This window comes from Pseudomonas sp. lyk4-R2A-8, assembly GCF_030209095.1.
Lineage (GTDB): Bacteria > Pseudomonadota > Gammaproteobacteria > Pseudomonadales > Pseudomonadaceae > Aquipseudomonas > Aquipseudomonas quebecensis.
The window spans coordinates 275613-296928 of record NZ_JARVSS010000011.1; the positions used below are offsets into that span (position 1 = coordinate 275613).

22 protein-coding genes and 1 pseudogene are annotated in these 21316 nt (G+C 61.8%); 5 read left to right on the forward strand and 18 right to left on the reverse strand.

What is annotated here, in order from left to right; genetic code table 11:
* Window positions 1-17 precede the first annotated feature (17 nt).
* The 6 genes from QRN10_RS12160 to exbB all read right to left on the reverse strand — a co-directional run bounded on the left by QRN10_RS12160 (window position 18) and on the right by exbB (window position 6841).
* A complete protein-coding gene (locus tag QRN10_RS12160; protein ID WP_285428461.1) occupies window positions 18-1418 on the reverse strand; it encodes an aminoacyl-tRNA deacylase and HDOD domain-containing protein in 1401 nt (466 codons plus the stop codon).
* A 117-nt stretch (window positions 1419-1535) separates the two neighbouring features.
* Window positions 1536-3611 carry an ATP-dependent DNA helicase RecG gene (gene recG / locus QRN10_RS12165; RefSeq protein WP_285428462.1) on the reverse strand — a complete coding sequence of 692 codons (2076 nt, stop codon included), beginning with the start codon at window positions 3609-3611 and terminating at the stop codon, window positions 1536-1538.
* 8 nt (window positions 3612-3619) lie between these two features.
* Complete coding sequence (locus QRN10_RS12170; RefSeq protein WP_181076254.1) at window positions 3620-4543, reverse strand: hydrogen peroxide-inducible genes activator; 924 nt, start codon at window positions 4541-4543, stop codon at window positions 3620-3622.
* A gap of 142 nt (window positions 4544-4685) precedes the next feature.
* Window positions 4686-5444, reverse strand: a complete 759-nt coding sequence (locus QRN10_RS12175; RefSeq protein ID WP_285428463.1) for a TonB family protein — start codon at window positions 5442-5444, stop codon at window positions 4686-4688.
* Window positions 5441-5866, reverse strand: coding sequence for a TonB system transport protein ExbD (gene exbD / locus QRN10_RS12180; RefSeq protein ID WP_017526806.1), 426 nt, complete (start codon window positions 5864-5866; stop codon window positions 5441-5443). Before exbD ends, QRN10_RS12175 begins: the two co-directional genes overlap by 4 nt.
* 6 nt (window positions 5867-5872) lie before the next feature.
* A complete protein-coding gene (exbB, locus tag QRN10_RS12185; protein WP_285428464.1) occupies window positions 5873-6841 on the reverse strand; it encodes a tonB-system energizer ExbB in 969 nt (322 codons plus the stop codon).
* Between the two features lie 191 nt (window positions 6842-7032).
* Here exbB and QRN10_RS12190 point away from each other — a divergent pair, with 191 nt between their 5' ends.
* Window positions 7033-7884 (forward strand): SDR family oxidoreductase, encoded by an 852-nt coding sequence (locus tag QRN10_RS12190; protein WP_181076257.1) that lies wholly within the window; start codon window positions 7033-7035, stop codon window positions 7882-7884.
* A 64-nt stretch (window positions 7885-7948) separates the two neighbouring features.
* Here the strand turns inward: QRN10_RS12190 and QRN10_RS12195 are convergent, their stop codons facing one another.
* The 6 genes from QRN10_RS12195 to QRN10_RS12220 form a co-directional block, all read right to left on the reverse strand.
* Window positions 7949-8692 (reverse strand): hypothetical protein, encoded by a 744-nt coding sequence (locus tag QRN10_RS12195; RefSeq protein WP_253509791.1) that lies wholly within the window; start codon window positions 8690-8692, stop codon window positions 7949-7951.
* 56 nt (window positions 8693-8748) lie between these two features.
* Window positions 8749-9129: a deaminase RidA gene (gene ridA / locus QRN10_RS12200; protein ID WP_003176922.1), complete on the reverse strand. Its 381-nt coding sequence runs from the start codon at window positions 9127-9129 to the stop codon at window positions 8749-8751.
* Between the two features lie 40 nt (window positions 9130-9169).
* Entirely contained in the window at window positions 9170-11275 is a 2106-nt protein-coding gene (spoT, locus tag QRN10_RS12205) for a bifunctional GTP diphosphokinase/guanosine-3',5'-bis pyrophosphate 3'-pyrophosphohydrolase (RefSeq protein WP_181076261.1), read from the reverse strand.
* A gap of 60 nt (window positions 11276-11335) precedes the next feature.
* Window positions 11336-11599, reverse strand: a complete 264-nt coding sequence (rpoZ, locus tag QRN10_RS12210) for a DNA-directed RNA polymerase subunit omega (protein WP_003176920.1) — start codon at window positions 11597-11599, stop codon at window positions 11336-11338.
* A 167-nt stretch (window positions 11600-11766) separates the two neighbouring features.
* Window positions 11767-12387, reverse strand: a complete 621-nt coding sequence (gmk, locus tag QRN10_RS12215) for a guanylate kinase (protein ID WP_181076262.1) — start codon at window positions 12385-12387, stop codon at window positions 11767-11769.
* A 10-nt stretch (window positions 12388-12397) separates the two neighbouring features.
* Complete coding sequence (locus QRN10_RS12220; protein WP_181076264.1) at window positions 12398-13261, reverse strand: YicC/YloC family endoribonuclease; 864 nt, start codon at window positions 13259-13261, stop codon at window positions 12398-12400.
* Window positions 13262-13475: 214 nt separating this feature from the next.
* Here QRN10_RS12220 and rph point away from each other — a divergent pair, with 214 nt between their 5' ends.
* Window positions 13476-14198 (forward strand): ribonuclease PH, encoded by a 723-nt coding sequence (gene rph / locus QRN10_RS12225; RefSeq protein ID WP_034101482.1) that lies wholly within the window; start codon window positions 13476-13478, stop codon window positions 14196-14198.
* Between the two features lie 22 nt (window positions 14199-14220).
* On the forward strand, window positions 14221-14589 hold the full coding sequence (locus QRN10_RS12230; RefSeq protein ID WP_181076266.1) for a DUF4870 domain-containing protein: 369 nt from the start codon (window positions 14221-14223) through the stop codon (window positions 14587-14589).
* 58 nt (window positions 14590-14647) lie between these two features.
* Here the strand turns inward: QRN10_RS12230 and crc are convergent, their stop codons facing one another.
* A complete protein-coding gene (crc, locus tag QRN10_RS12235) occupies window positions 14648-15427 on the reverse strand; it encodes a catabolite repression control protein Crc (protein ID WP_003195493.1) in 780 nt (259 codons plus the stop codon).
* An 82-nt stretch (window positions 15428-15509) separates the two neighbouring features.
* On the opposite strand from crc, the gene pyrE reads away from it, so the two are divergent.
* Window positions 15510-16157 (forward strand): orotate phosphoribosyltransferase, encoded by a 648-nt coding sequence (pyrE, locus tag QRN10_RS12240; protein WP_266245062.1) that lies wholly within the window; start codon window positions 15510-15512, stop codon window positions 16155-16157.
* 62 nt (window positions 16158-16219) lie between these two features.
* Here the strand turns inward: pyrE and argB are convergent, their stop codons facing one another.
* The 5 genes and pseudogenes from argB to coaBC all read right to left on the reverse strand — a co-directional run bounded on the left by argB (window position 16220) and on the right by coaBC (window position 20478).
* Window positions 16220-17125 (reverse strand): acetylglutamate kinase, encoded by a 906-nt coding sequence (argB, locus tag QRN10_RS12245; RefSeq protein WP_003176913.1) that lies wholly within the window; start codon window positions 17123-17125, stop codon window positions 16220-16222.
* A gap of 18 nt (window positions 17126-17143) precedes the next feature.
* Window positions 17144-18565, reverse strand: a pseudogene (locus QRN10_RS12250) (phosphomannomutase/phosphoglucomutase); the annotation flags it as partial.
* Between the two features lie 16 nt (window positions 18566-18581).
* Window positions 18582-18740: a hypothetical protein gene (locus QRN10_RS12255; protein ID WP_253509789.1), complete on the reverse strand. Its 159-nt coding sequence runs from the start codon at window positions 18738-18740 to the stop codon at window positions 18582-18584.
* 68 nt (window positions 18741-18808) lie between these two features.
* Complete coding sequence (gene dut, locus QRN10_RS12260) at window positions 18809-19264, reverse strand: dUTP diphosphatase (RefSeq protein ID WP_181076270.1); 456 nt, start codon at window positions 19262-19264, stop codon at window positions 18809-18811.
* Between the two features lie 5 nt (window positions 19265-19269).
* Window positions 19270-20478: a bifunctional phosphopantothenoylcysteine decarboxylase/phosphopantothenate--cysteine ligase CoaBC gene (gene coaBC, locus QRN10_RS12265; RefSeq protein ID WP_181076272.1), complete on the reverse strand. Its 1209-nt coding sequence runs from the start codon at window positions 20476-20478 to the stop codon at window positions 19270-19272.
* A 143-nt stretch (window positions 20479-20621) separates the two neighbouring features.
* Here coaBC and radC point away from each other — a divergent pair, with 143 nt between their 5' ends.
* On the forward strand, window positions 20622-21296 hold the full coding sequence (radC, locus tag QRN10_RS12270) for a RadC family protein (RefSeq protein WP_181076273.1): 675 nt from the start codon (window positions 20622-20624) through the stop codon (window positions 21294-21296).
* The last annotated feature ends 20 nt before the right edge of the window (window positions 21297-21316 follow it).

Below are 21316 nucleotides of genomic sequence, written 5' to 3' on the forward strand. Positions count from 1 at the left end.
TATGACAGGCGCCACATTCAACCCTGAGTGAATTGCGAGGCCAATTCGCGCAGCAAGACTTCGGCGTCCAGTACTTTACCCACCACTTCGTCAGCTTTGTCCCGGCTCAAGCCCAGACGCTCAAGCAGCGCATCCGGGATGGTTTCGTCCGGCCCGGAACCGATCCCCCGGCTGCGCAGCAGGCACACGGCCAGGCACACCAGGTTCGGGTACTCGGCGTAGTTGCCGTCGTAGGTCGGGTCATGCTGAAAACGCAGGGCCGTGGACAGTTCGTCCGGCATGTCCCAATAGCGCATCAGCCAGGCGCCGATCTGCTCGCGGCTGATGCCCAGCAGGTGCTGCTCCACATAGCTGTGGCACAGATGCGGGTTGACTTCCAGATGCCGACAGATCAGCGAGAAGTGCGGCGGGAATACGTGGGCCAGCAGCAGATAGCCGAAGTTGTGCAGCAAGCCGGCCAGGTAAGTCAGGCCGGCTTCAGGGCGCTGCGCCCTTGGCATGGCGCGGGTCAGGCCTTCGATCACGGCGGCGGTGTAGATCGATTGATGCCAGTACGGCGTGGCCTGGTGTGGGTTGTCCTTGGGCAGGCTCAGGGTTTTGCCCAGGGCCAGGCCGAGCGCCAGGTTGATCACCAGATCGAAACCCAACACGCGCACGATAGCGTCTTCCACGGAGCGGATCTTGCCCGGCGACGCGTAGTACGGCGACGCGGCCCAGCTCACCACTTGCGCCGCCAGGGCGGGGTCGGTTTCCACTACGCCGGTGATGTCGTCGATGGTCGCGTTGGGGTCGACTCGCAGCTTGATGATCTTCTGCGCGGTGTCGGCCAGCGGCGGAATCTCGATGGTTGCTTCCAGGCGTTGCTGGATACGGCGCGCAGTGAAGGCCTGCATCGCCTGGGTGATTTCCTCGCGGTCATCATTGGGGCGGTCGAGGTTCGGGCGAATATTGCTCAGTGGCTCGCCGAACTGCGCGGCGCTGGCCTTGGTGAGCAGGGTCTTGAAGGCTGCGGTGTCGATTTGCAGCAACAGCCCGGCTTCGCCCGAATGCACCAGCAGGCTCGGTTGATTGAGCAGGCTGCCTTCATACAGACAGGGCGAACTGGTGAGCGGCGGCAGGCCTGGCAGCAGGCTCAGGTTGTGTTTATCCAGCATGCGCTTGACGCGCTCCGGCGCCACGGCGGTGAGGCGACGGCCGGTGAGTTCGGCGAGGCGGTTGAGGTCCAGTAACTGGCTCTGCGGGAACAGCACCATCAATGCGCCCACCGCATCTTCGAGCAGCACGGCCTGGACCTTTTGCGCAGGATTCAGGCCCGGTTGTTCGGCGACTTCCGCGTAGCTGACGGCTAGCTTGGCGAGCAGGTCCCGAATGACCGGCGGAGCGGTCAGCGGGGCTGTGGCATGGGCAACTTCTGACATGGCCTGATCCAATTTCGTACAGTCATCGAAGTATAACCAGCTTGGTACAAGTGTTGGTCGGATAAGTGCTGTTTGTGACCAGGTTGGTGATCCGCGACGGTTTTTCCTTCGACAGCGTTAAACCTGGCCGTATTGCTGGCCGTGTCGCAGCCAGCGGTCCAGCAACGGGCTGACGTGATCCGGCCAGCGTTCCAGCAGGGCTTGGGCGGCATCGCGCACGGCGGGCAGCAGGTCGGCGTCACGCATCAGATCGGCTACCTTGAATTGCAGCAGGCCGGTCTGGCGGGTGCCGAGCATTTCACCGGGGCCGCGCAGTTCGAGGTCTTTTTCGGCAATCACAAAACCGTCGTTGGTTTCGCGCATGATGCCCAGGCGCTGGCGGCCGATCTGCGACAGCGGCGGGTGGTACAGCAGCACGCAGTGGCTGGCGGCGCTGCCTCGGCCCACGCGCCCGCGCAGCTGGTGCAACTGCGCCAGGCCCAGGCGTTCGGGGTTCTCGATGATCATCAGGCTGGCATTGGGCACGTCCACGCCAACCTCGATCACCGTGGTGGCGACCAGCAGTTGCAGGTTGCCGGCCTTGAATTCGGCCATCACCGCCGCTTTTTCCGCCGGTTTCATACGGCCATGGATCAGCCCGACCTTGAGCTCGCCCAGGGCGCTGGTGAGGTCTTCATAGGTAGTCCCGGCGGCCTGACAGGTCAGTTCCTCGGACTCTTCGATCAGGGTGCAGACCCAATAGGCCTGGCGGCCTTCGGCGCAGGCACCGCGCACGCGTTCGATCACCTCGACCCGCCGCGTGTCGGTGACCAGCACGGTGTTGACCGGCGTGCGGCCGGGCGGCAGTTCATCGAGGATCGAGGTGTCGAGGTCGGCGTAGGCGCTCATCGCCAGGGTGCGCGGGATCGGCGTGGCGGTCATGATCAGTTGGTGCGGGCTCATGCGCCCGCCCACGCCTTTCTGGCGCAGGGCCAGACGCTGTTGCACGCCGAAGCGGTGTTGTTCGTCGATGATCACCAGGGCCAGGTTCTTGAACTGCACTTCGTCCTGGAACAGTGCGTGGGTGCCCACCACCATCGGTGCGCCAGCGGCGATCTGCTCCAGCGCGGCGGCGCGGTTCTTGCCCTTGAGCTTGCCGGCCAGCCAGGCGACTTCCAGGCCCAGCGGCTCCAGCCAGCGCTTGAAAGTGATGAAGTGCTGTTCGGCGAGAATCTCGGTAGGCGCCATCAGCGCCACCTGGTAACCGGCTTCCAGCGCCTGCAGCGCGGCGAGGGCGGCGACCACCGTCTTGCCTGCGCCGACGTCGCCCTGGATCAGGCGCAGCATGGGTTCCTGCTGGCTGAGGTCGTAGGCGATTTCGTTGCCCACGCGCTGCTGGGCGCCGGTCGGCGCAAACCCGAGGTTGGCCAGGTATTGCGCGGGCAGGCGCGTGGCCTTGGGCATTGCCGGCGCGCGCAGCGAGCGCATGCTTTCGCGCAGGCGTTGCTGGGACAGTTGGTGGGTCAGCAGCTCTTCGAAGGCCAGGCGATGCTGGGCCCAATGATGACCCAGGGCCAGCTCGTCCACGTCGGCGTCGGCGGGCGGGTGATGCAGGTAGCGAATCGCATCGGCCAGCGGCGCCAGTTGATAGTCGCGGGCCAGCTCCAGGGGCAGCCAGTCCGGCAGGCTGGTCGGGCCGAGCATCGTCAGCGTCTGCATGCACAATTGGCGCAGGCGTTGTTGAGTCAGGCCTTCGGTGAGCGGGTAGATCGGAGTGAGGGTGGTGTCTACCGGCGGCGGTTCGTCGCCGGTGATTGCACGGTATTCCGGGTGGTAGATTTCCAGGCCCGAGGCGCCGGGGCGGGCTTCGCCGTAACAGCGCACGCGAGTACCGCGTTTAAGGCCTTCTTTCTGTGCATTGCTGAAATGGTAGAAGCGCAGGCTAAGGCCGCCGGTACCATCCTGCAGGCGCACCACCAGGCTGCGGCGCTTGCCCATTACCACGTCGGCGCCGCTGACCGTACCTTCGACCACCGCGTCCTGCCCAGGGCGAAGCTGGCCGATGGGCACCACGCGAGTGCGGTCCTGATAACGCAGGGGCAGGTGGAACAGTACGTCCTGAAGGTTCTCCAGGCCGACCTTGGCCAACTTCTCGGCCATGGCGTCCCCGACACCCTTGAGTGCCGTCACCGGCACCTGCGACAGCTCAGTCATACGACGGATCAGCTCGCGGCGGCAGGCGGCTTGGCCACCGAGCACAGGCGGACCGAGTCGGCGAGGATCTCAATCGCCTTGGGCCGTGGGAAACTGGCGCGCCAGGCGATCGCCACGGTACGGAACGGCACCGGTGGCGTCAGTGGGCGCACTTCGATCACGCCAGGGGCGTAATGATGACTGTCCACCGCCGACAACGGCAGGATCGAGATGCCCAGGCCCGAAGCGACCATGTGGCGAATGGTTTCCAGGGAGCTGGATTCCACCGTGGTGTGCTTGGCGCCGTCGTTGCCTTTGGTGAGGGTCGGGCAGGCTTCCAGCACCTGGTCGCGGAAACAGTGGCCTTCGCCGAGCAGCAGCAGGCTCTTGTCGTTGAGCAGAGCGGCGTCGATGGTGGCTTTTTTGGTCCACGGGTGGGAAGCGGGCATCAGCACCTGGAACGGCTCGTCGTAGAGCTGCAGGGTGAGCACATCCGCTTCGTTGAACGGCAGGGCGATGATGATTGCGTCCAGCTCGCCGTTGCGCAGTTTGTCGCGCAGTACGTGGGTGAAGTTTTCTTCGATATACAACGGCATCTGCGGCGCGACGCGGTGCAGTTGCGGGATCAGGTGCGGGAACAGGTACGGGCCGACGGTGTAGATGGCCCCGACCTTGAGCGGCGCGGTGAGCTGGTTCTTGCCGGCCTGGGCCAGCTCGCGAATGCTTTGCGCCTGTTCCAGCACCTTCTGGGCCTGGGCGACGATACCTTCGCCTACTGGCGTGAGGCGCACGGCGCTCTTGCTGCGCTCGAAAATCAGCACACCGAGTTCGTCTTCAAGCTTTTTCACGCCCACCGACAGCGTCGGCTGGCTGACATGGCAGCGCTCGGCCGCATGGCCAAAGTGTTGCTCTTGGGCGAGGGTCACGATGTAGCGTAATTCTGTAAGAGTCATAGCGGGCGTCCATGAGGTTGCGAGCCAAGCATACCGGCTGCAATCGATAGACGCACGTTATCAGAAGTTTGTAAGGGATTGAGTGGGAAGTGCCGAGGATTTTCCTGAAAGTGGCGAGGGTTACCCCTCGCCATGCTCATGTTCAGCGACGACGCTTTTCGATGTTGTACACGAACGGTGCAACGATCTCGATGCTGCCGCTCTTGACCATATCGGCCGGCGGTTTGGGCAGCGGCTGGGCACGACGGATCATGTCCAGGGTGGCGCGGTCCAGGTCGGCGTTGCCGGAGAGCCCCACCAACTCGTACGACAGCACATTGCCTTCAGCGTCGACCACGAACTTCAGGCGGTTCAAGCCTTCCTTGCCACGTGCCTGCGCGCCTGGCGGGTACTTCTTGTACTTCTGCAAGTGCGCCAGCAAAGTGCCTTCCCAGGACGCCTTGGCCGCGAGCTGTTGCGGCGACGGCCCCGGAGCAGGCTGTGCCGATTTCTGCGGTGGCGCCTGGGTCGGCGGCGTATCGCTCGGCGGCTCCTCGGACGGTTTCTCCTTGGGTGGCTCGGGCTTTTTTTCCACCGGCTTGGGCGGCTGGGGTTTGGGCTTGGGCTTGACCGGCTTGGGCACCTGGATCGTCGGCTTGGGCGCCTCGGCCATTTTCGGCAGCGGCAACTCTTCCACCGGCGCGGGCGGTTGCGGCGGCGTCACCACCTTCGGCGGGGCCGGCGGTGGTGGTGGCGCAGGCGCAGGCGCAGGCGCCAGGTCGATGACCATGGCCGCCGGCGGCAATTGCACCGTACGCGGCGCCGACCAATGGAGTGCGATGGCAATCGCGATGGCATGCACGCCCAGCACGACGGCGAGGCTGGTGCCATAACGCGTCAGTTTGTGGCGCGTCGTGATCATTTCTTGGCTGCCGTCTCAAGTCCAACCAGGCCAACCTTGAGGTAGCCGGCCGCGCGCAGGGCATCCATCACGCTCATCAGATCGCCGTAGTCCACGCCTTTGTCAGCCTGGAAGAAGATCGTCGTGTCTTTCTTGCCTTGGGTCTTGGCGTCGAGCACCGGGCCCAGGGTTTCGGTCTTGACTTCTTCTTCACCCAGGAACAGGCGTTGATCCGCCTTGACGCTGAGGAAGATCGGCTTTTCCGGGCGTGGCGCCGGTTTGGCGCTGGAGGCGGGCAGGTCGACCTTGATGTCCACAGTTGCCAGCGGTGCGGCCACCATGAAGATGATCAGCAGCACCAGCATCACGTCGATAAACGGCGTGACGTTGATTTCGTGGTTCTCGACGAGTTCGTCGTCGCCTTGATTCAAATGCAGGCCCATGGCCGATTACCCCACTTTCACCATGTGCGGTTGCGAGCTGCGCTCGGTAGGCAGGTGATCGAGGTCGCGGCTGACCAGCAGCAGAACCTCCGCCGACGCGTCCGATACCTGAGCCTTGTAGCCGGCAATCGAACGGGCGAAGACGTTGTAAATCACCACCGCAGGAATCGCGGCGACCAACCCGAGGGCGGTTGCCAGCAAGGCTTCGGCGATGCCGGGGGCAACGACGGCGAGGTTGGTGGTCTGGGTTTTGGCGATGCCGATGAAGCTGTTCATGATGCCCCACACGGTGCCGAACAGACCGACGAACGGCGCAGTTGAACCGATGGTCGCCAGCACGCCGGTGCCGCTGCTCATGTTGCGACCGCAGGCGGCCACCAGGCGCTCCAGGCGGAACGCTACGCGCTCCTTGATGCCTTCTTTTTCGCGGGTGTTGGCCGACAGGCGCATCTCTTCCAGCGCATCGTGCACCAGGGTATTGGCCAGGGTGCCTTTCTTGGTGGCGCTTTCGCTGGCTTCCTTGAGGGTGGCGGCCTTTTTCAGATGGACGATTTCAGTGCGCAGACGGCGCTTGGCGCCCAACAGCTCGAAGCCTTTGGCAATCCAGATGGTCCAGGTGATGATCGAGGCAATGGCCAGGCCGATCATCACGGCCTTCACTACCACGTCTGCGTTCTGGTACATGCCCCATGGCGACAGGTCATGGGCCATGCCCAGGGTGTTGTTCTCTTCAAGCACTACGCCGGTGTCGTCCGCGGCCGCTGCGGCCGGATCGGTGGCGGCCGGCGCGGCAACCGGTGCAGCCGGTGCGGCGGCGCTCTGCTCGGCGGCAGTGGGCGTGGCTGGCGCGGTGGCGTCGGCGAATGCGGCGGTCGGTGCCAGCAGAACGCTGAACAGCACCGCAGCAATCGCGCGCCAGGCGCGGGAAGAACTGTGAGGCTTGGTTGGCGAAGCGGGGGTTGTATTACGTGTCATGCTGGCCGGACCTGAGAGAAAGAATGAGTGATTGTCCTGCCAGACCCTGAGCAAGGGTCGAGGACAAATGGGCGGTCATTATTGCAAGTAATTCTTGTTAACAGAAGTAATACAGTAACTTTATTTGCCGTTTTTCTGGCCGTCGGTCAACCGGCAGCGCTAACCTAGACCTTTCGATACGGAGTTTTATGATGTCCGCGCCTTCTGTTGTGATTGTCGGATGTGGCGATGTGGGGAGTCGGTTAGCCAGCCAATTGCTCGCCTCGGAATGGGAGGTGCATGGTCTGCGGCGTGACATTTCGCGCTTGCCCGACGGAGTGATCGGCATTGCCGGCGACCTGTTCAAAAAGGACTGCCCGGACACCTGGCCGATCGGCGCAGTGGATTACCTGGTGTATTGCGCTGCCGCGACCGATCACGATGAAGCCGGCTATCGCGCGGCGTACGTGCAGGGGTTGCAGCATGTGCTGGAGTGGCTCGGCGATTACGGCCAGCAACCCAAACATCTACTGTTTGTGTCCAGCAGCAGTGTGTATGGGCAGCAGAACGGCGAGTGGGTCGACGAAACGTCTGAAACTCAGGCCAAAGGCTACTCCGGTCAGATCATGCTCGAAGCCGAGCAGGTCGCCTTGAACAGCGGCATTGCGGCCAGCATCGTGCGGTTGACCGGTATTTATGGCCCTGGCCGCGAATGGTTGCTGACCCAGGTGCGCAAGGGTTACCGGGTGGCGGTCGATCCGCCCTTATATGGCAACCGGATCCACGCGGATGATGCGGCGGGCTTGCTCGCATTCCTGCTGCGCCATGTGGAGCAGGGCGGTTCGCTGGATAAGGTCTACATCGGTGTGGACGACGCGCCGGCGCCGCTGGCCGAGGTGGTGGCCTGGTTGCGCGATTACCTGGGCGTGACGCAGTGGTCCGACGAGGCGAGCGTGCGGCGTGCGGGGAGCAAGCAATGCAGTAATGCGCGCATCAAGGCCTTGGGATGGACGCCGACATACCCGACGTATCGGGAAGGCTACGCGGCGATCCTCAAGGGCTGAAACACGGTCTGAAAATGGTGGGAAGGGGTTTGCCCTCTCCCACATTCACTTTCATTCAGGGCGGTTATTGTTTTTCCAGCAGCCATTGGCGAGGGCCCGGCGTAAACGAAGGTACTTCGTCCGCCTGCGCCGTATTGACCGCCTGGAAAATCTCCAACTGCTTGTCTTTGCGCATGAAAATCCAGGGGTTGCCCTGACCATTGAGTTGCAGCCAGATGCTGTCATAGCCGCCGCTCATGGAAGCGCAATCGCCGGCCAGGCACAGTGAATACCGATCGACCCTGGGCAGGCCGACAACCTTGCCATCGGCCTGGAACTGCACGATGGCGCCGTTGCCGAAGCCGTCGGTGATCTTCCAGTCGCCGCCCAGGTAGGCGGCGTACAACGCCCGTTCGAAGTTGGCGCCCAGTGGCGCGCCTTCCGGGGCGGGGTCCTTGGCGCGAGCGAACAATTGCTCGGGCTCGTTATCGTTGGCCACCTGCAGCAGTTGCTTGCCTTTGCGCTTGAGTTCGGTGGCGGAGCTGCCGTAGAAGCCCACGCTCCAGGCGCCGGATTGTTCCGTAAGCAGTTTGCCTTCCGCCACTTCAAAACCGTTGTAGTAGCGCGCTTGGGAGGCCTTGGTATTGACCTCCCATTCCAGATTCGGGCCGAAGCTTTGCAGCGCTTCACGCAAAGGGCCGCCCTTGGCTGCCGCATCGATGGCGGCCTGGTTGATCCAGGTACCGCTTACATCCTGATCGGCGGGGTTGCTGGCGCAGCCGCCGAGCAACAGGGCGAGCAATGAAGAGGCTACAAGCGCTTTGCGCATGATGAAATCCTTTTAAAACGAAGTCGGCGCAGCCTGTGGGGGCTGCGCCGGGTGTTTTACTCGATGACCAGAATCGCGTCCATCTCAACCTGCGCGCCCTTTGGCAGAGCTGCCACGCCGATGGCGGCGCGGGCTGGGTAAGGCTGTTCGAAGTACTTGCCCATGATCTCGTTGACCTTGGCGAAGTGGCTCAGGTCGGTGAGAAAGATGTTCAGCTTGACGATGTCCTTGAACGAACCGCCGGCGGCCTCGGCCACGGACTTGAGGTTTTCGAAGACTTGCACGGTCTGGGCTTCGAAGCCTTCCACCAGTTCCATGGTCTTTGGGTCCAGTGGGATCTGGCCGGACATGTAGACGGTGTTGCCTGCCTTGATTGCCTGGGAGTAAGTACCGATGGCGGCCGGGGCTTTGTCGCTGGTGATAACAGTCTTGGTCATGAATGACTCCTTGTAATAGGCAGTGGCAGGGTATGACGTACTAGGCACGCATGCGGGTGATGCGGATGACTCCCGTCAAGGCGCGCAGCTTCTTGATCACGCGGGCCAGGTGCACGCGATCGTGCACGCTGACCACCAGTTGGACCACGCTGATGCGACCATCGCGTTCGTCCATGCTGATCTTCTCGATGTTGCCGTCGGCCGCATTGACGCTGCTGGCCAGCAGAGCGATCAGGCCGCGCTGGTGTTCCAGCTCTACGCGCAGCTCGACATTGAACTCGCCGGTGACATCCTTGGCCCACGAGAGCTGGATGCATTTTTCCGGGTTGTGGCGGATTTCGGAGATGTTGCGGCAGTTGTCCAGGTGCACCACCATGCCTTTGCCGGCGGACAAGTGGCCGACGATCGGATCGCCCGGGATCGGTGTGCAGCATTTGGCGTAGCTGAGCACCAGGCCCTCGGTGCCGCGAATCGCCAGTGGGCCTTCCGGGCTTGGCAGTTGTTCGCCTTCGCCCAGCAGGCGGCGGGCGACCACATAGGCCATGCGGTTGCCCAGGCCGATGTCTTCGAGCAGGTCTTCGATGGTTTCCTGGCGATATTCGTGAAGCATCGCCTGCACGCGCTCCTGAGGAATTTTGTCCAGGGCGCTGTCGAAGCCGTTGAGCACCTTGTTCAGCAGGCGTTCGCCCAGGCTGATGGACTCGGAACGGCGCTGCAGTTTGAGAGCATGGCGAATGTGTGTGCGGGCTTTGCCGGTGACCACGAAATTGAGCCATGCCGGATTCGGGCGGGCGCCCGGTGCGCTGACGATCTCTACGGTGGAGCCGCTTTGCAGCGGCTCCGACAGCGGGGCCAGGCGCCGGTTGATCCGACAGGCTATGCAGCTATTGCCCACATCGGTGTGCACCGCGTAGGCGAAATCGACCGCTGTGGAGCCCTTGGGCAGCTCCATGATCCGGCCTTTGGGCGTGAACACGTAGACCTCGTCCGGGAACAGGTCGATTTTCACGCTTTCGATAAATTCGAGGGAGTTGCCCGCGCGTTGCTGCATTTCCAGCACGCCTTTGACCCACTGGCGAGCACGGGCGTGGGTGCCCTTGGGCTGTTCGTCGCCACTGGATTTGTACAGCCAATGGGCGGCGATGCCGTTGTTGGCCATCTCTTCCATTTCCCGAGTGCGGATCTGGATCTCGATCGGCACGCCATGCATCCCGAACAGCGTGGTATGCAGCGACTGATAGCCGTTGGCTTTGGGAATGGCGATGTAGTCCTTGAAGCGGCCGGGCAGGGGCTTGTACAAATTATGTACAGCGCCGAGTACGCGGTAGCAGGTGTCCACCTTGTCGACGATGATCCGGAACGCATACACGTCCATGATTTCGTTAAAGGCCCGACGTTTGCCGCGCATCTTCTTATAGATGCCGTAGATGTGCTTCTGTCGGCCACTGACCTCGCCTTCGATCTCGTCAATCGCCAGGCAATGGCTCAATGACTCTTCGATCTTGTTGACGATTTCCTTGCGGTTGCCCCGGGCGCGCTTGACCGCCTGGTAGATGCGCGCCGAACGCATCGGGTGCATCGCCTTGAAGCCGAGGTCTTCGAACTCGATGCGAATGGCGTGCATGCCCAGCCGGTTAGCGATGGGGGCGTAGATTTCCAGGGTTTCCTTGGCGATGCGCCGGCGTTTTTCGCCGGACAGCACTTCCAGCGTGCGCATGTTGTGCAGCCGGTCGGCCAGCTTGACCAGGATCACGCGGATATCGCGGGCCATGGCCATGGCCATCTTCTGGAAGTTTTCCGCCTGGGCTTCGGCCTTGGTCTCGAAGTTCATCTGGGTCAGTTTGCTGACCCCGTCGACCAGTTCGGCCACGGTTTCGCCGAACTGGGAGCTGAGCGCTTCCTTGGCGATACCGGTGTCTTCGATCACGTCATGCAGCATCGCGGCCATCAGGCTCTGATGGTCCATGTGCATGTCCGCAAGAATATTGGCCACCGCAAGAGGATGGGTGACATACGCCTCGCCGCTGCGACGGCGTTGGCCGTCGTGGGCTTGTTCGGCGTAGAAATACGCTCGGCGGACCAGATTGACCTGGTCTGGGCCGAGGTAGGCCGATAAGCGATCGGCGAGGGCGTCTATGCTCGGCAAAGTGTGAACTCCTGCCGATGGCTGTGACCCCGCGCCGTGCTACGTCGACCAGGCATAGGCTTAGACGGCCTCGTTGGACTCGTCCTCGAACGCTGCGAACAGCGGTTCGTCTTCAACGATTTCGGCATTGGCGATGAACTCGTAGCTCATCAGGCCTTCGGCGATTTCACGCAGGGCGACAACGGTCGGCTTGTCGTTTTCCCACTGGACCAGGGGCTCTTTGCCGCCAGTGGCCAGTTGACGGGCACGCTTGGTAGAGAGCATGACCAGCTCAAAGCGGTTATCCACGTGTTCTAGGCAGTCTTCAACGGTTACGCGGGCCATGGTATTCCTCGGAGCGAATGCAAGATGCGCGCTGCCCGGTTGGGCGAGCGGACTGAGCAGTTTAAAAAATCACCAGCGTTTAGGGAAGCGCTGATTTTTCGCGGAACCTCGCCAAACCGCTGCAAGCGCCAATGTAAAGCCCTTGCAGGGGTTTTGGAAAGCGTCAATCAGCCGAGCAATTCGGCCAGTAATTTGCCAAAACGCTGCTGTTGCCGCTTCTGCTGGAGCTGATTGGCACGGAAAATCGCCTTCAAGTCATCCAGCGCGTGGGAAAAATCGTCGTTGATAATCAGGTAATCGTAGTCGACGTAGTGGCTCATTTCGCTGACCGCCTCACGCATACGGCCGTCGATGATCTCGTCGCTGTCCTGGCCGCGATTGGTCAGGCGCTGGTGCAAGGCTTCCAGCGAGGGCGGCAGGATAAAGATCGAGCGCGCGTTAGGCATCAATTTGCGCACCTGCTCGGCGCCCTGCCAGTCGATTTCCAGAATCAGGTCGTGGCCTTCGTCCAGGGTCTGCTGCAGGTGGCTTTGCGAGGTGCCATAGAGGTTGCCGAACACTTCGGCGCGCTCCAGGAAGTCACCGTGTTCGATCATCTTCACGAACTCGGTGCGCTCGACGAAGTGATAGTGCACGCCATTCACTTCACCCGGGCGCATGGCACGAGTGGTGTGGGAAACCGAGATGCGGATTTGATCGTTGGTGTCGGTCAGGGCCTTGACCAGACTGCTCTTGCCCGCGCCCGAAGGGGCGGAAATGATGTAAAGGGTGCCGGTGCTATGGGTCATGGAGGTTGCCTTACTCAATATTCTGTACTTGTTCGCGCATCTGCTCGATCAACACTTTGAGGTTGACCGCCGCCTGTGTGCTGCGCGGATCGAAGGCTTTGGAGCCCAGTGTATTGGCTTCGCGGTTGAGTTCCTGCATCAGGAAGTCCAGGCGCCGACCAGCGGCACCGCCGGACTTGAGTACGCGGCGCACTTCCAGGATGTGGGTACTCAGACGGTCGAGCTCTTCGGCAACGTCGCTTTTCTGTGCCAGCAGCACCATTTCCTGCTCAAGGCGCATCGGATCGAGGTCAGCCTTCATGTCGGCGAAACGGTCGAGCACCTTCTGGCGCTGTGTGGCGAGCATCTGTGGCACCAGGTCGCGCAGGATCAGCACATCCTCTTCGATCGAGGTCAGGCGCTCGTTGATCAGGCGCGCCAGCTCGGCACCTTCACGCTCACGACCGGCCTTGAGCTCCTTCAAGCCCAGGTTGAACAGGGCGAGGGCCTCGGCATTGAGGGCCTGCGGGTCGGCAGCGTCGGCCACCAATACACCGGGCCAGGCCAGCACTTCCAGAGGGTTGAGCGGGGCCGGCCGCTGGATCAGGCCGGCAATGGTTTCGGCGGCGGCGACCAGTTGTGCCGCGCGGTCACGGTCGACCTGCAGCGGTTTGCCGGCAGTTTCTTCGGTAAAGCGCAGGGTGCATTCCAGCTTGCCGCGGGAAATGCCCTGGCGCAGCGCTTCGCGCACGGCGCCTTCGAGGTCGCGGAACGACTCCGGCAGGCGCAGGTGCGGCTCCAGGTAGCGGCTGTTGACCGAGCGCAATTCCCAGCTCAGGGTGCCCTGGACGCCGGCTTTTTCGACGCGGGCGAAGGCGGTCATGCTGTGCACCATGCGGGTACCTCGCGTTGCAGTCCCGCGATCACGGGCTGATGGGTAAATGAAGCAGGCAGGCTGCGAAGGCGCAGGATTGTAGCGCAGTGGGACGAATGCGCCCAAACAAAGGGCGACGGGCCGAGCATTCGTAACTGAATTTTTAGAAGTGCCCCGAAGCGGTTCGCGGCTCTATAATGCCCGGCAGTTTTCGTCCTCAGTACAGGTATCCCCTATGAAACGTCCAAGTGGTCGCGTTGCCGATCAGCTCCGCTCGATCCGCATCACCCGCAACTACACCAAACACGCCGAGGGATCCGTACTGGTCGAGTTTGGCGATACCAAGGTCATCTGCACCGTCAGCGTCGAAAATGGCGTGCCGCGTTTCCTCAAGGGCCAGGGCCAGGGCTGGTTGACCGCCGAATACGGCATGTTGCCGCGCGCCACCGGCGAGCGTAACCAGCGTGAGGCCAGCCGAGGCAAGCAGGGCGGTCGTACCTTGGAAATCCAGCGCCTGATCGGTCGCTCCCTGCGCGCCGCCCTGGATATGTCCAAGCTGGGCGACGTGACCCTGTATGTCGATTGCGACGTAATCCAGGCCGACGGCGGTACTCGCACCGCGTCCATTACCGGCGCCATGGTGGCCCTGGTCGACGCCCTGAAAGTGATCAAGAAGCGTGGCGGCCTCAAGGCCGGCGATCCACTCAAACAGATGATTGCCGCGGTGTCGGTCGGCATGTATCAGGGCGAGCCTGTGCTGGACCTGGATTACCTGGAAGACTCTGCCGCCGAAACCGACCTCAACGTGGTGATGACCAGCACCGGTGGTTTCATCGAAGTGCAGGGCACCGCTGAAGGCGCGCCATTCCAGCCGGCCGACCTGAACGCCATGCTGGCCTTGGCCCAGAAAGGCATGAGCGAAATTTTCGAACTGCAGAACGCCGCCCTGGCCGACTGAAACCGCCTCAAGGAGAAGCGCCATGAATGACAGCCAAATGCCGGTACCTACGCCTTCCTACGAGGTTCGGCAGAGTGCAATGTTGTGCCACCTCGCGGCGTTCCTCGGGTTTGTGTTCCCTTTCGGCAGTGTCGTGGGGCCGCTGATCCTGTGGCAGATGAAGAAGGAAGTGGACCCGTTCATCGACGATCAGGGGAAGGAAGCCTTGAACTTTCAGATCACCGTGGCTATCGCCTGGTTGGTCTGCATCGTGCTCGCGTTCGCCGTGATTGGGTTTTTCCTGATGATGGCCCTGGCGATTGCCACGGTGGTGCTGACCATCATCGGCGGCATCAAGGCCAACAACGGCATCGCTTATCGCTATCCGCTGACCTGGCGTCTGGTTAAATAATGACCGCCCACAAAAAAACCGACAGTGATGTCGGTTTTTTTGTGCCTGGAAAAAGACCTTAGATGGTCAGTGTCCAGTCGTAGTCCACGATCAACGGCGCATGCTGCGAGAAACGCGGCTGGCGCGGCAAGCGCGCGCTGCGAACGAACCGGCGCAGGCCTGGGGTCAGCAGCTGGTAGTCGAAACGCCAGCCCAGGTTGAGCATTTCGGCCTGTTCGTTGTCCGGCCACCAGCTGTACTGGTCGCCTTCACGGCTGACTTCGCGCAGGGCATCGACATAACCCATGTTGCCGACAATCTCGTCCATCCAGGCCCGTTCCGGCGCCAGGAAGCCTGGAGATTGCTGGCTGTCGCGCCAATTCTTGATATCCAGCTTCTGTTGCGCCACGTACAGCGAGCCACAATAAATGTACTCGCGACGTTTGCGCCGCTGCTTATCCAGGTAACGGGCGAAATCGTCCATTAGCTTGAATTTCTGGTTCAAGTCTTCATCGCCGTTCTGCCCTGATGGAAGCAGCAAGGTCGCGATGCTGACCTTGTCGAAATCGGCTTGCAGGTAGCGCCCGTAGCGGTCGGCTGTCTCGAAGCCGAGGCCGCTGATGACCGCCTTGGGTTGCAACCGCGAGTACAAAGCCACGCCACCTTGAGTGGGCACTTCGGCATCGCAGGCATAAAGGAAGTAGCCATCCAATTGGAAGGCTGGGTCGTCCAGTTCAAAGGCGGAGGCGCGGGTATCCTGCAGGCAGATGACGTCGGCATTCTGGGCTTGCAGCCAACTGAGCAAACCACGCTCGACTGCAGCCTGAATACCATTAACGTTCACACTGATGATCCGCATAAATGGCCCCAAAAATCGCGTGCGTGTATGATACACGCCGTCTACCTAATTAGCTAAATCCGTGGTATCTGAGGCTTTTTTCATGCAGGCGTATCAACGCGATTTCATTCGTTTTGCCATCGATCGCGGGGTTTTGCGCTTCGGTGAGTTCACCCTCAAGTCCGGGCGCACCAGCCCGTACTTCTTCAATGCCGGCTTGTTCAACTCCGGTTCCGCCCTGGCGCAGCTGGGTCGTTTCTACGCGGCGGCCATCGTTGAAAGCGGTATTGCCTTCGACGTGCTGTTTGGCCCTGCCTACAAAGGCATCCCTTTGGCTGCCGCTACGGCCGTGGCCCTGGCCGAGCATCATGGGCGCGATTTGCCGTGGTGCTTCAACCGCAAGGAAGCCAAGGCCCATGGCGAGGGCGGCAGCCTGGTAGGCGCGCCACTGACCGGTGATGTGCTGATCATCGACGACGTGATCACTGCCGGCACGGCGATCCGTGAAGTGATGCAGATCATCGCGTCCCAGGAAGGCGCCAAGGCCGCCGGTGTGCTGATCGCACTGAACCGCCAGGAGCGCGGCAACGGTGAATTGTCGGCGATCCAGGAAGTGGAGCGCGATTTCGGCATTCCAGTGGTAAGCATCGTGTCGCTGAACCAGGTGTTGCAGTTCCTGGAAGATGATCCGCAGCTTAAGCAGCACTTGCCTGCTGTTCGTGCATACCGCGAGCAGTTCGGCGTTCAGTAATCGCCGAACCATAAAAAAGCCCCGCTCAATCAGGTTGAGCGGGGCTTTTTGTTGTCAGCGGTTTAAGGACGCTTGCGATTACTGATCAGCGTGCCCACACCGGTATCGGTGAAAATTTCCAGCAGGATCGCATTCGGCACCCGGCCATCCAGGATCAGCGAGCTGCCAACCCCGCCCTGCACGGCCTCCAGTGCACAACGGATCTTGGGCAGCATGCCGCCGTAGATGGTGCCGTCGGCGATCAAGTCGTCCACTTGCTGGGTGGTCAGGCCGGTCAACACCTTGCCTTGCTTGTCCATCAGGCCGGCGATGTTGGTCAGCAGCATCAGCTTTTCAGCCTTCAGGGCCTCGGCCACCTTGCCGGCCACCAGGTCGGCGTTGATGTTGTAGGACTCACCGTTGGCACCTACGCCGATTGGCGCGATCACCGGGATGAAGTCGCCTTTGACCAGCAGGTTCAGCAGATCGGTATTGATGCCGATCACTTCGCCCACCTGGCCGATGTCGATGATTTCCGGCTGAGTCATTTCCGGCGTCTGGCGGGTCACTGTCAGTTTTTTCGCGCGGATCAGCTCCGCGTCCTTGCCGGTCAGGCCGATGGCGCTGCCGCCGTGACGGTTGATCAGGTTAACGATGTCTTTGTTTACCTGGCCGCCGAGGACCATCTCCACGACGTCCATGGTCTGCGCGTCAGTGACGCGCATGCCATCGATAAAGTGACTCTCGATCGACAACCGCTTGAGCAGGTCGCCGATTTGCGGGCCGCCGCCATGCACGACCACCGGGTTGATGCCCACCGCCTTCATCAGCACGATGTCGCGGGCGAAGCCGGTTTTGAGCTCGTCGCTTTCCATGGCATTGCCGCCATACTTGATTACCAGCGTCTTGCCGACGTAGCGTCGAATGTAAGGCAACGCTTCGGACAGGACCTTGGCGGTGTTGGCAGCGGCTTCGCGTTCGAGGGTCATTCAGGGCTCCGGTAAAAATCAGAACGGTAATTGGAGATCAGGGGCAACACGTTTCAACTGGGCGTGGAACACGTCCTTGATGCGCTGCAACTCAGCCTCGGTATCCGCCTCGAAACGCAGCACCAGCACCGGTGTGGTGTTGGAGGCGCGAACCAGGCCCCAGCCTTTGGCGTAATCGACTCGCACACCATCAATGGACGTCAGGTTGGCGCCTTCACCCCATTGCGCATCGTGCAGAGCGTCAATGATGCTGAATTTGCTCTCCTCGGTCACATGGATATTGATCTCTGGCGTGGAAATATCGTTCGGGAAGGTCTGAAACAGCTCTTCGGCGGTGGATTTTTCCTTGCTGAGGATTTCCAGCAGGCGCGCGGCGCTGTAAATGCCGTCGTCAAAGCCGAACCAGCGTTCCTTGAAGAACACGTGGCCGCTCATTTCGCCGGCGAGCAGGGCGCCGGTTTCCTTCATTTTCTTTTTGATCAACGAGTGACCGGTCTTCCACATGAGCGGGCGACCGCCATATTCCTTGATCAGCGGCGTAAGACGGCGGGTGCACTTCACGTCGAAGATGATCTCGGCGTTGGGGTTGCGCTTGACCACGTCGCGGGCGAACAGCATCAGCAGGCGGTCGGCGAACACGTTTACGCCGGTGTTGGTCACCACGCCCACACGATCGCCATCGCCGTCGAAGGCCAGGCCGACGTCAGCGCCGGTTTCCTTGACCTTGGCGATCAGGTCCACCAGGTTTTCAGGTTTGCCCGGGTCCGGGTGGTGATTGGGGAAGTTGCCGTCCACGTCGCAGAACAGCGGGACGACCTCGCAGTTCAGGGCTTCGAGCAATTGCGGGGCGATCACACCGGCCGCGCCGTTGCCGCAGTCCACCACCACCTTCAGGCGGCGCTCCAGTTTGACGTCGCCGGTGATTTCATCGGAGTAGCGCTGCAGGATGTCGACCTTGGTGATGCTGCCCTGACCGCTGGTCAGGTCATTGGTTTTAAGGCGTGTGTGCAGGGCCTGGATCTGTTCATTGGCCAGGGTGTCGCCGGCAATGACAATCTTGAAGCCGTTGTAGTCCGACGGGTTGTGGCTGCCAGTGAGCATTACGCCGGACTTGCCGGCCAGGACGTTTGCCGCGTAGTACAGCGCCGGTGTCGGCACCAGGCCCACATCGCTGACATGGCAGCCGCTGTCGGCCAAGCCCTGGATGAGTTGCTCCACCAGCTCCGGACCGGACAAGCGCCCATCGCGGCCGACGCAGACATTGGGCTCGCCTTGGGCCAGACTTTGGGCACCGATGGCGCGGCCAATCCAGTAAGCGGTTTCGGCGGTCAGGGTTTTGGGTACGACGCCGCGAATATCGTAGGCGCGAAAAATGCTGTCTGGGAACGTCGGGGCTACACGGGCTGCGGTACTCATCGCGGGGGGAAACTCCATCTGAAGGGGGGGCAAGGCTGGCCTAATTTGGGGTGGCCGGCAGGCTCAAGCTGAAGGGTATGACGGCGTTTTCGGCAGAGAGTTCGTGGTGCAAAAATGCCATCGCCGCTCGCCCATCGTTGCCGTATCCGCATAATGCTTTGATTTTAATGGAGAAATATTGCCATTTAACTTCACGCATTCTTCGTCCTGAATGACCTTGCCAGGGGCGTTAAGCCGGACGTCAGTGTCCGGCCCGATTCAGCTTAGTCAGTGGCTGCCGGAATGCCCAAAACCGCCCGCACCGCGTTGGGTTTCGTCGAATTCCTCTACCAGTTCGAAGTGCGCCTGCACCACCGGCACCAGCACCAGTTGGGCAATGCGCTCGCCGACGGCGATGTTGAAGGCGGTTTGCCCACGGTTCCAGCACGACACCATCAGCTCGCCCTGATAGTCCGAATCGATCAGGCCCACCAGGTTGCCCAGCACGATGCCGTGCTTATGGCCCAGGCCGGAACGCGGCAGGATCAGTGCCGCCAGGCCCGGATCGCCCACGTAGATCGACAGGCCGGTGGGGATCAGCAGGGTCTGGCCCGGTTCAAGCACGGTGTCTTGCTTGAGCATGGCGCGCAGGTCCAGGCCGGCGGAGCCTGGTGTGGCGTAGGCCGGCAATGGGAAGTCGGTACCGAGGCGGGGGTCGAGGATCTTGGCTTGCAAAGCGTGCATGGAAATTAAACCTGGTTCAGCCGTTGGGCGATAAAAGAGATCAGTTGGCGGGCAATCTTGCCCTTGCTGGTCTGGGCGAAAAGGGTGGCGTGCAGCTCGCGGTCGATCACGCTGCAAGCGTTTTCCTCGCTGTTGAAGCCGATGCTCGGGTTGGCGACATCATTGGCAACGATCAAGTCGAGGTTTTTGTCTTTCAGCTTGCGCGCGGCATAGTCCAGCAGGTTTTCGGTCTCGGCGGCAAAGCCGACACTGAACGGGCGGTCCGGGCGTGTGGCGATGGTGGCCAGAATGTCCGGGTTGCGCACCATTTGCAGGAGCAGGCCATCGCCGCTGGTAGGGTCTTTCTTGAGTTTTTGCGGGGCGACGACTTCTGGACGGTAGTCCGCAACCGCTGCCGAGGCGATGAACAGGTCACATGGAATGGCCGCTTCGCAGGCCGCCAGCATGTCGCGGGCGCTGACCACATCAATGCGCGTCACGCGATCCGGCGTCGGCAAATGCACCGGGCCAGTGATGAGCGTGACACGTGCGCCTGCCTCAACCGCTGCTTCGGCCAGGGCAAACCCCATTTTCCCTGAGCTATGGTTGGTGATGTAGCGCACCGGGTCGATGTTTTCCTGGGTCGGGCCTGCGGTAATCAGCACGTGCTTACCGGTAAGGGCCAGGTGTTGGAAACACTCGGCGGCACACAGGGCCAAGTCGGTGGCTTCGAGCATGCGGCCCATGCCCACGTCACCGCAGGCCTGGCTGCCGGAGGCCGGGCCGAACACCTTCAGGCCACGGCTTTGCAGGAGTTGAGTGTTGGACTGGGTTGCCGGGTCGCGCCACATGGCCTGGTTCATGGCCGGAGCGATGGCAACGGTGGCGTCGGTGGCCAGTACCAGAGTGGTGAGCAGATCGTCGGCGATACCTTGGGCCAGGCGCGCAATCAGGTCGGCGGTGGCCGGGGCGATCAACACCAGGTCGGCCCATTTGGCCAGCTCGATATGGCCCATGGCGGCTTCGGCGGCGGGGTCGAGCAGGTCCAGGTGAACCGGGTGGCCGGACAGGGCCTGCATGGTCAGCGGGGTGATGAACTCACTGCCGCCGCGGGTCATGACCACGCGCACTTCGGCGCCTTGGTCGAGAAGCCTGCGAACCAACTCTGCGCTCTTGTAAGCGGCAATGCCGCCGCCGACGCCGAGAACGATGCGTTTCCGATACAGACGCTGCATTGGTTTGCCTTTCCAGTTCAGTGAAGCCAGTTCAGTGACGCCTGCGATGCCCCCTCCCCAGGTGAAATCGCAGGCAAAAAAGAGGGCCTACGATAACACAGCGACCGCCACGCAACAGCGGCGCACATGCACAGGGAGGTGGGATGAGTATTCGCGATTGGCCGGCGGCAGAGCGACCACGGGAGAAACTTTTGGAATGGGGCGCAGCGAGTCTGTCGGACGCCGAACTGCTGGCGATTTTTCTGCGCACGGGGGTGGCGGGGCGCAGCGCTGTGGACCTTGCGCGCCATTTGTTGGCGCAGTTCGGCGGCCTGCGCCCGTTGCTCGAGGCCAGCCAGGCGCTGTTCAACCAGCAATTGGGGCTGGGGCCGGCGAAGTATGCGCAACTGCAGGCCGTGCTGGAAATGTCCCGGCGGCACATGGCCGAACGGCTGCGCCATGACTCGGTGCTGGAAAGTCCGGTAGCGGTGCGCGACTACCTCAAGGCGCTGTTACGGCATGAGCCCCACGAGATATTCGGTTGCCTGTTCCTCGACTCGCGGCATCGGGTGCTGGGTTTCGAGGCGCTGTCCGAAGGCACCATCGATGCGGCGGTGGTTTATCCACGGCAAGTGGTCAAGCGCGCCTTGGCCTATAACGCGGCGGCGCTGATCCTGTGTCACAACCATCCTTCCGGCAGCCTTGAACCCAGCGCGGCTGATCGAAAATTGACCAAGCTGCTGCAAAAGGCTCTGGAAGTCGTGGATGTGCGGGTGCTGGACCACATCATCGTCGGGGATGGCGACCCGCTGTCGATGGCCGAGTATGGATGGATGTGACCCCGCCCGGTAAGGGCGGG

What these genes read in the sequence shown, in the direction of transcription:
- QRN10_RS12160 (WP_285428461.1), bottom strand. Translation starts at nt 1,418, where the DNA reads ATGTCAGAAGTTGCCCATGCCACAGCCCCGCTGACCGCTCCGCCGGTC.
- recG (WP_285428462.1), bottom strand. Translation starts at nt 3,611, where the DNA reads ATGACTGAGCTGTCGCAGGTGCCGGTGACGGCACTCAAGGGTGTCGGG.
- QRN10_RS12170 (WP_181076254.1), bottom strand. Translation starts at nt 4,543, where the DNA reads ATGACTCTTACAGAATTACGCTACATCGTGACCCTCGCCCAAGAGCAA.
- QRN10_RS12175 (WP_285428463.1), bottom strand. Translation starts at nt 5,444, where the DNA reads ATGATCACGACGCGCCACAAACTGACGCGTTATGGCACCAGCCTCGCC.
- exbD (WP_017526806.1), bottom strand. Translation starts at nt 5,866, where the DNA reads ATGGGCCTGCATTTGAATCAAGGCGACGACGAACTCGTCGAGAACCAC.
- exbB (WP_285428464.1), bottom strand. Translation starts at nt 6,841, where the DNA reads ATGACACGTAATACAACCCCCGCTTCGCCAACCAAGCCTCACAGTTCT.
- QRN10_RS12190 (WP_181076257.1), top strand. Translation starts at nt 7,033, where the DNA reads ATGTCCGCGCCTTCTGTTGTGATTGTCGGATGTGGCGATGTGGGGAGT.
- QRN10_RS12195 (WP_253509791.1), bottom strand. Translation starts at nt 8,692, where the DNA reads ATGCGCAAAGCGCTTGTAGCCTCTTCATTGCTCGCCCTGTTGCTCGGC.
- ridA (WP_003176922.1), bottom strand. Translation starts at nt 9,129, where the DNA reads ATGACCAAGACTGTTATCACCAGCGACAAAGCCCCGGCCGCCATCGGT.
- rpoZ (WP_003176920.1), bottom strand. Translation starts at nt 11,599, where the DNA reads ATGGCCCGCGTAACCGTTGAAGACTGCCTAGAACACGTGGATAACCGC.
- gmk (WP_181076262.1), bottom strand. Translation starts at nt 12,387, where the DNA reads ATGACCCATAGCACCGGCACCCTTTACATCATTTCCGCCCCTTCGGGC.
- QRN10_RS12220 (WP_181076264.1), bottom strand. Translation starts at nt 13,261, where the DNA reads ATGGTGCACAGCATGACCGCCTTCGCCCGCGTCGAAAAAGCCGGCGTC.
- rph (WP_034101482.1), top strand. Translation starts at nt 13,476, where the DNA reads ATGAAACGTCCAAGTGGTCGCGTTGCCGATCAGCTCCGCTCGATCCGC.
- QRN10_RS12230 (WP_181076266.1), top strand. Translation starts at nt 14,221, where the DNA reads ATGAATGACAGCCAAATGCCGGTACCTACGCCTTCCTACGAGGTTCGG.
- crc (WP_003195493.1), bottom strand. Translation starts at nt 15,427, where the DNA reads ATGCGGATCATCAGTGTGAACGTTAATGGTATTCAGGCTGCAGTCGAG.
- pyrE (WP_266245062.1), top strand. Translation starts at nt 15,510, where the DNA reads ATGCAGGCGTATCAACGCGATTTCATTCGTTTTGCCATCGATCGCGGG.
- argB (WP_003176913.1), bottom strand. Translation starts at nt 17,125, where the DNA reads ATGACCCTCGAACGCGAAGCCGCTGCCAACACCGCCAAGGTCCTGTCC.
- QRN10_RS12255 (WP_253509789.1), bottom strand. Translation starts at nt 18,740, where the DNA reads ATGCGTGAAGTTAAATGGCAATATTTCTCCATTAAAATCAAAGCATTA.
- dut (WP_181076270.1), bottom strand. Translation starts at nt 19,264, where the DNA reads ATGCACGCTTTGCAAGCCAAGATCCTCGACCCCCGCCTCGGTACCGAC.
- coaBC (WP_181076272.1), bottom strand. Translation starts at nt 20,478, where the DNA reads ATGCAGCGTCTGTATCGGAAACGCATCGTTCTCGGCGTCGGCGGCGGC.
- radC (WP_181076273.1), top strand. Translation starts at nt 20,622, where the DNA reads ATGAGTATTCGCGATTGGCCGGCGGCAGAGCGACCACGGGAGAAACTT.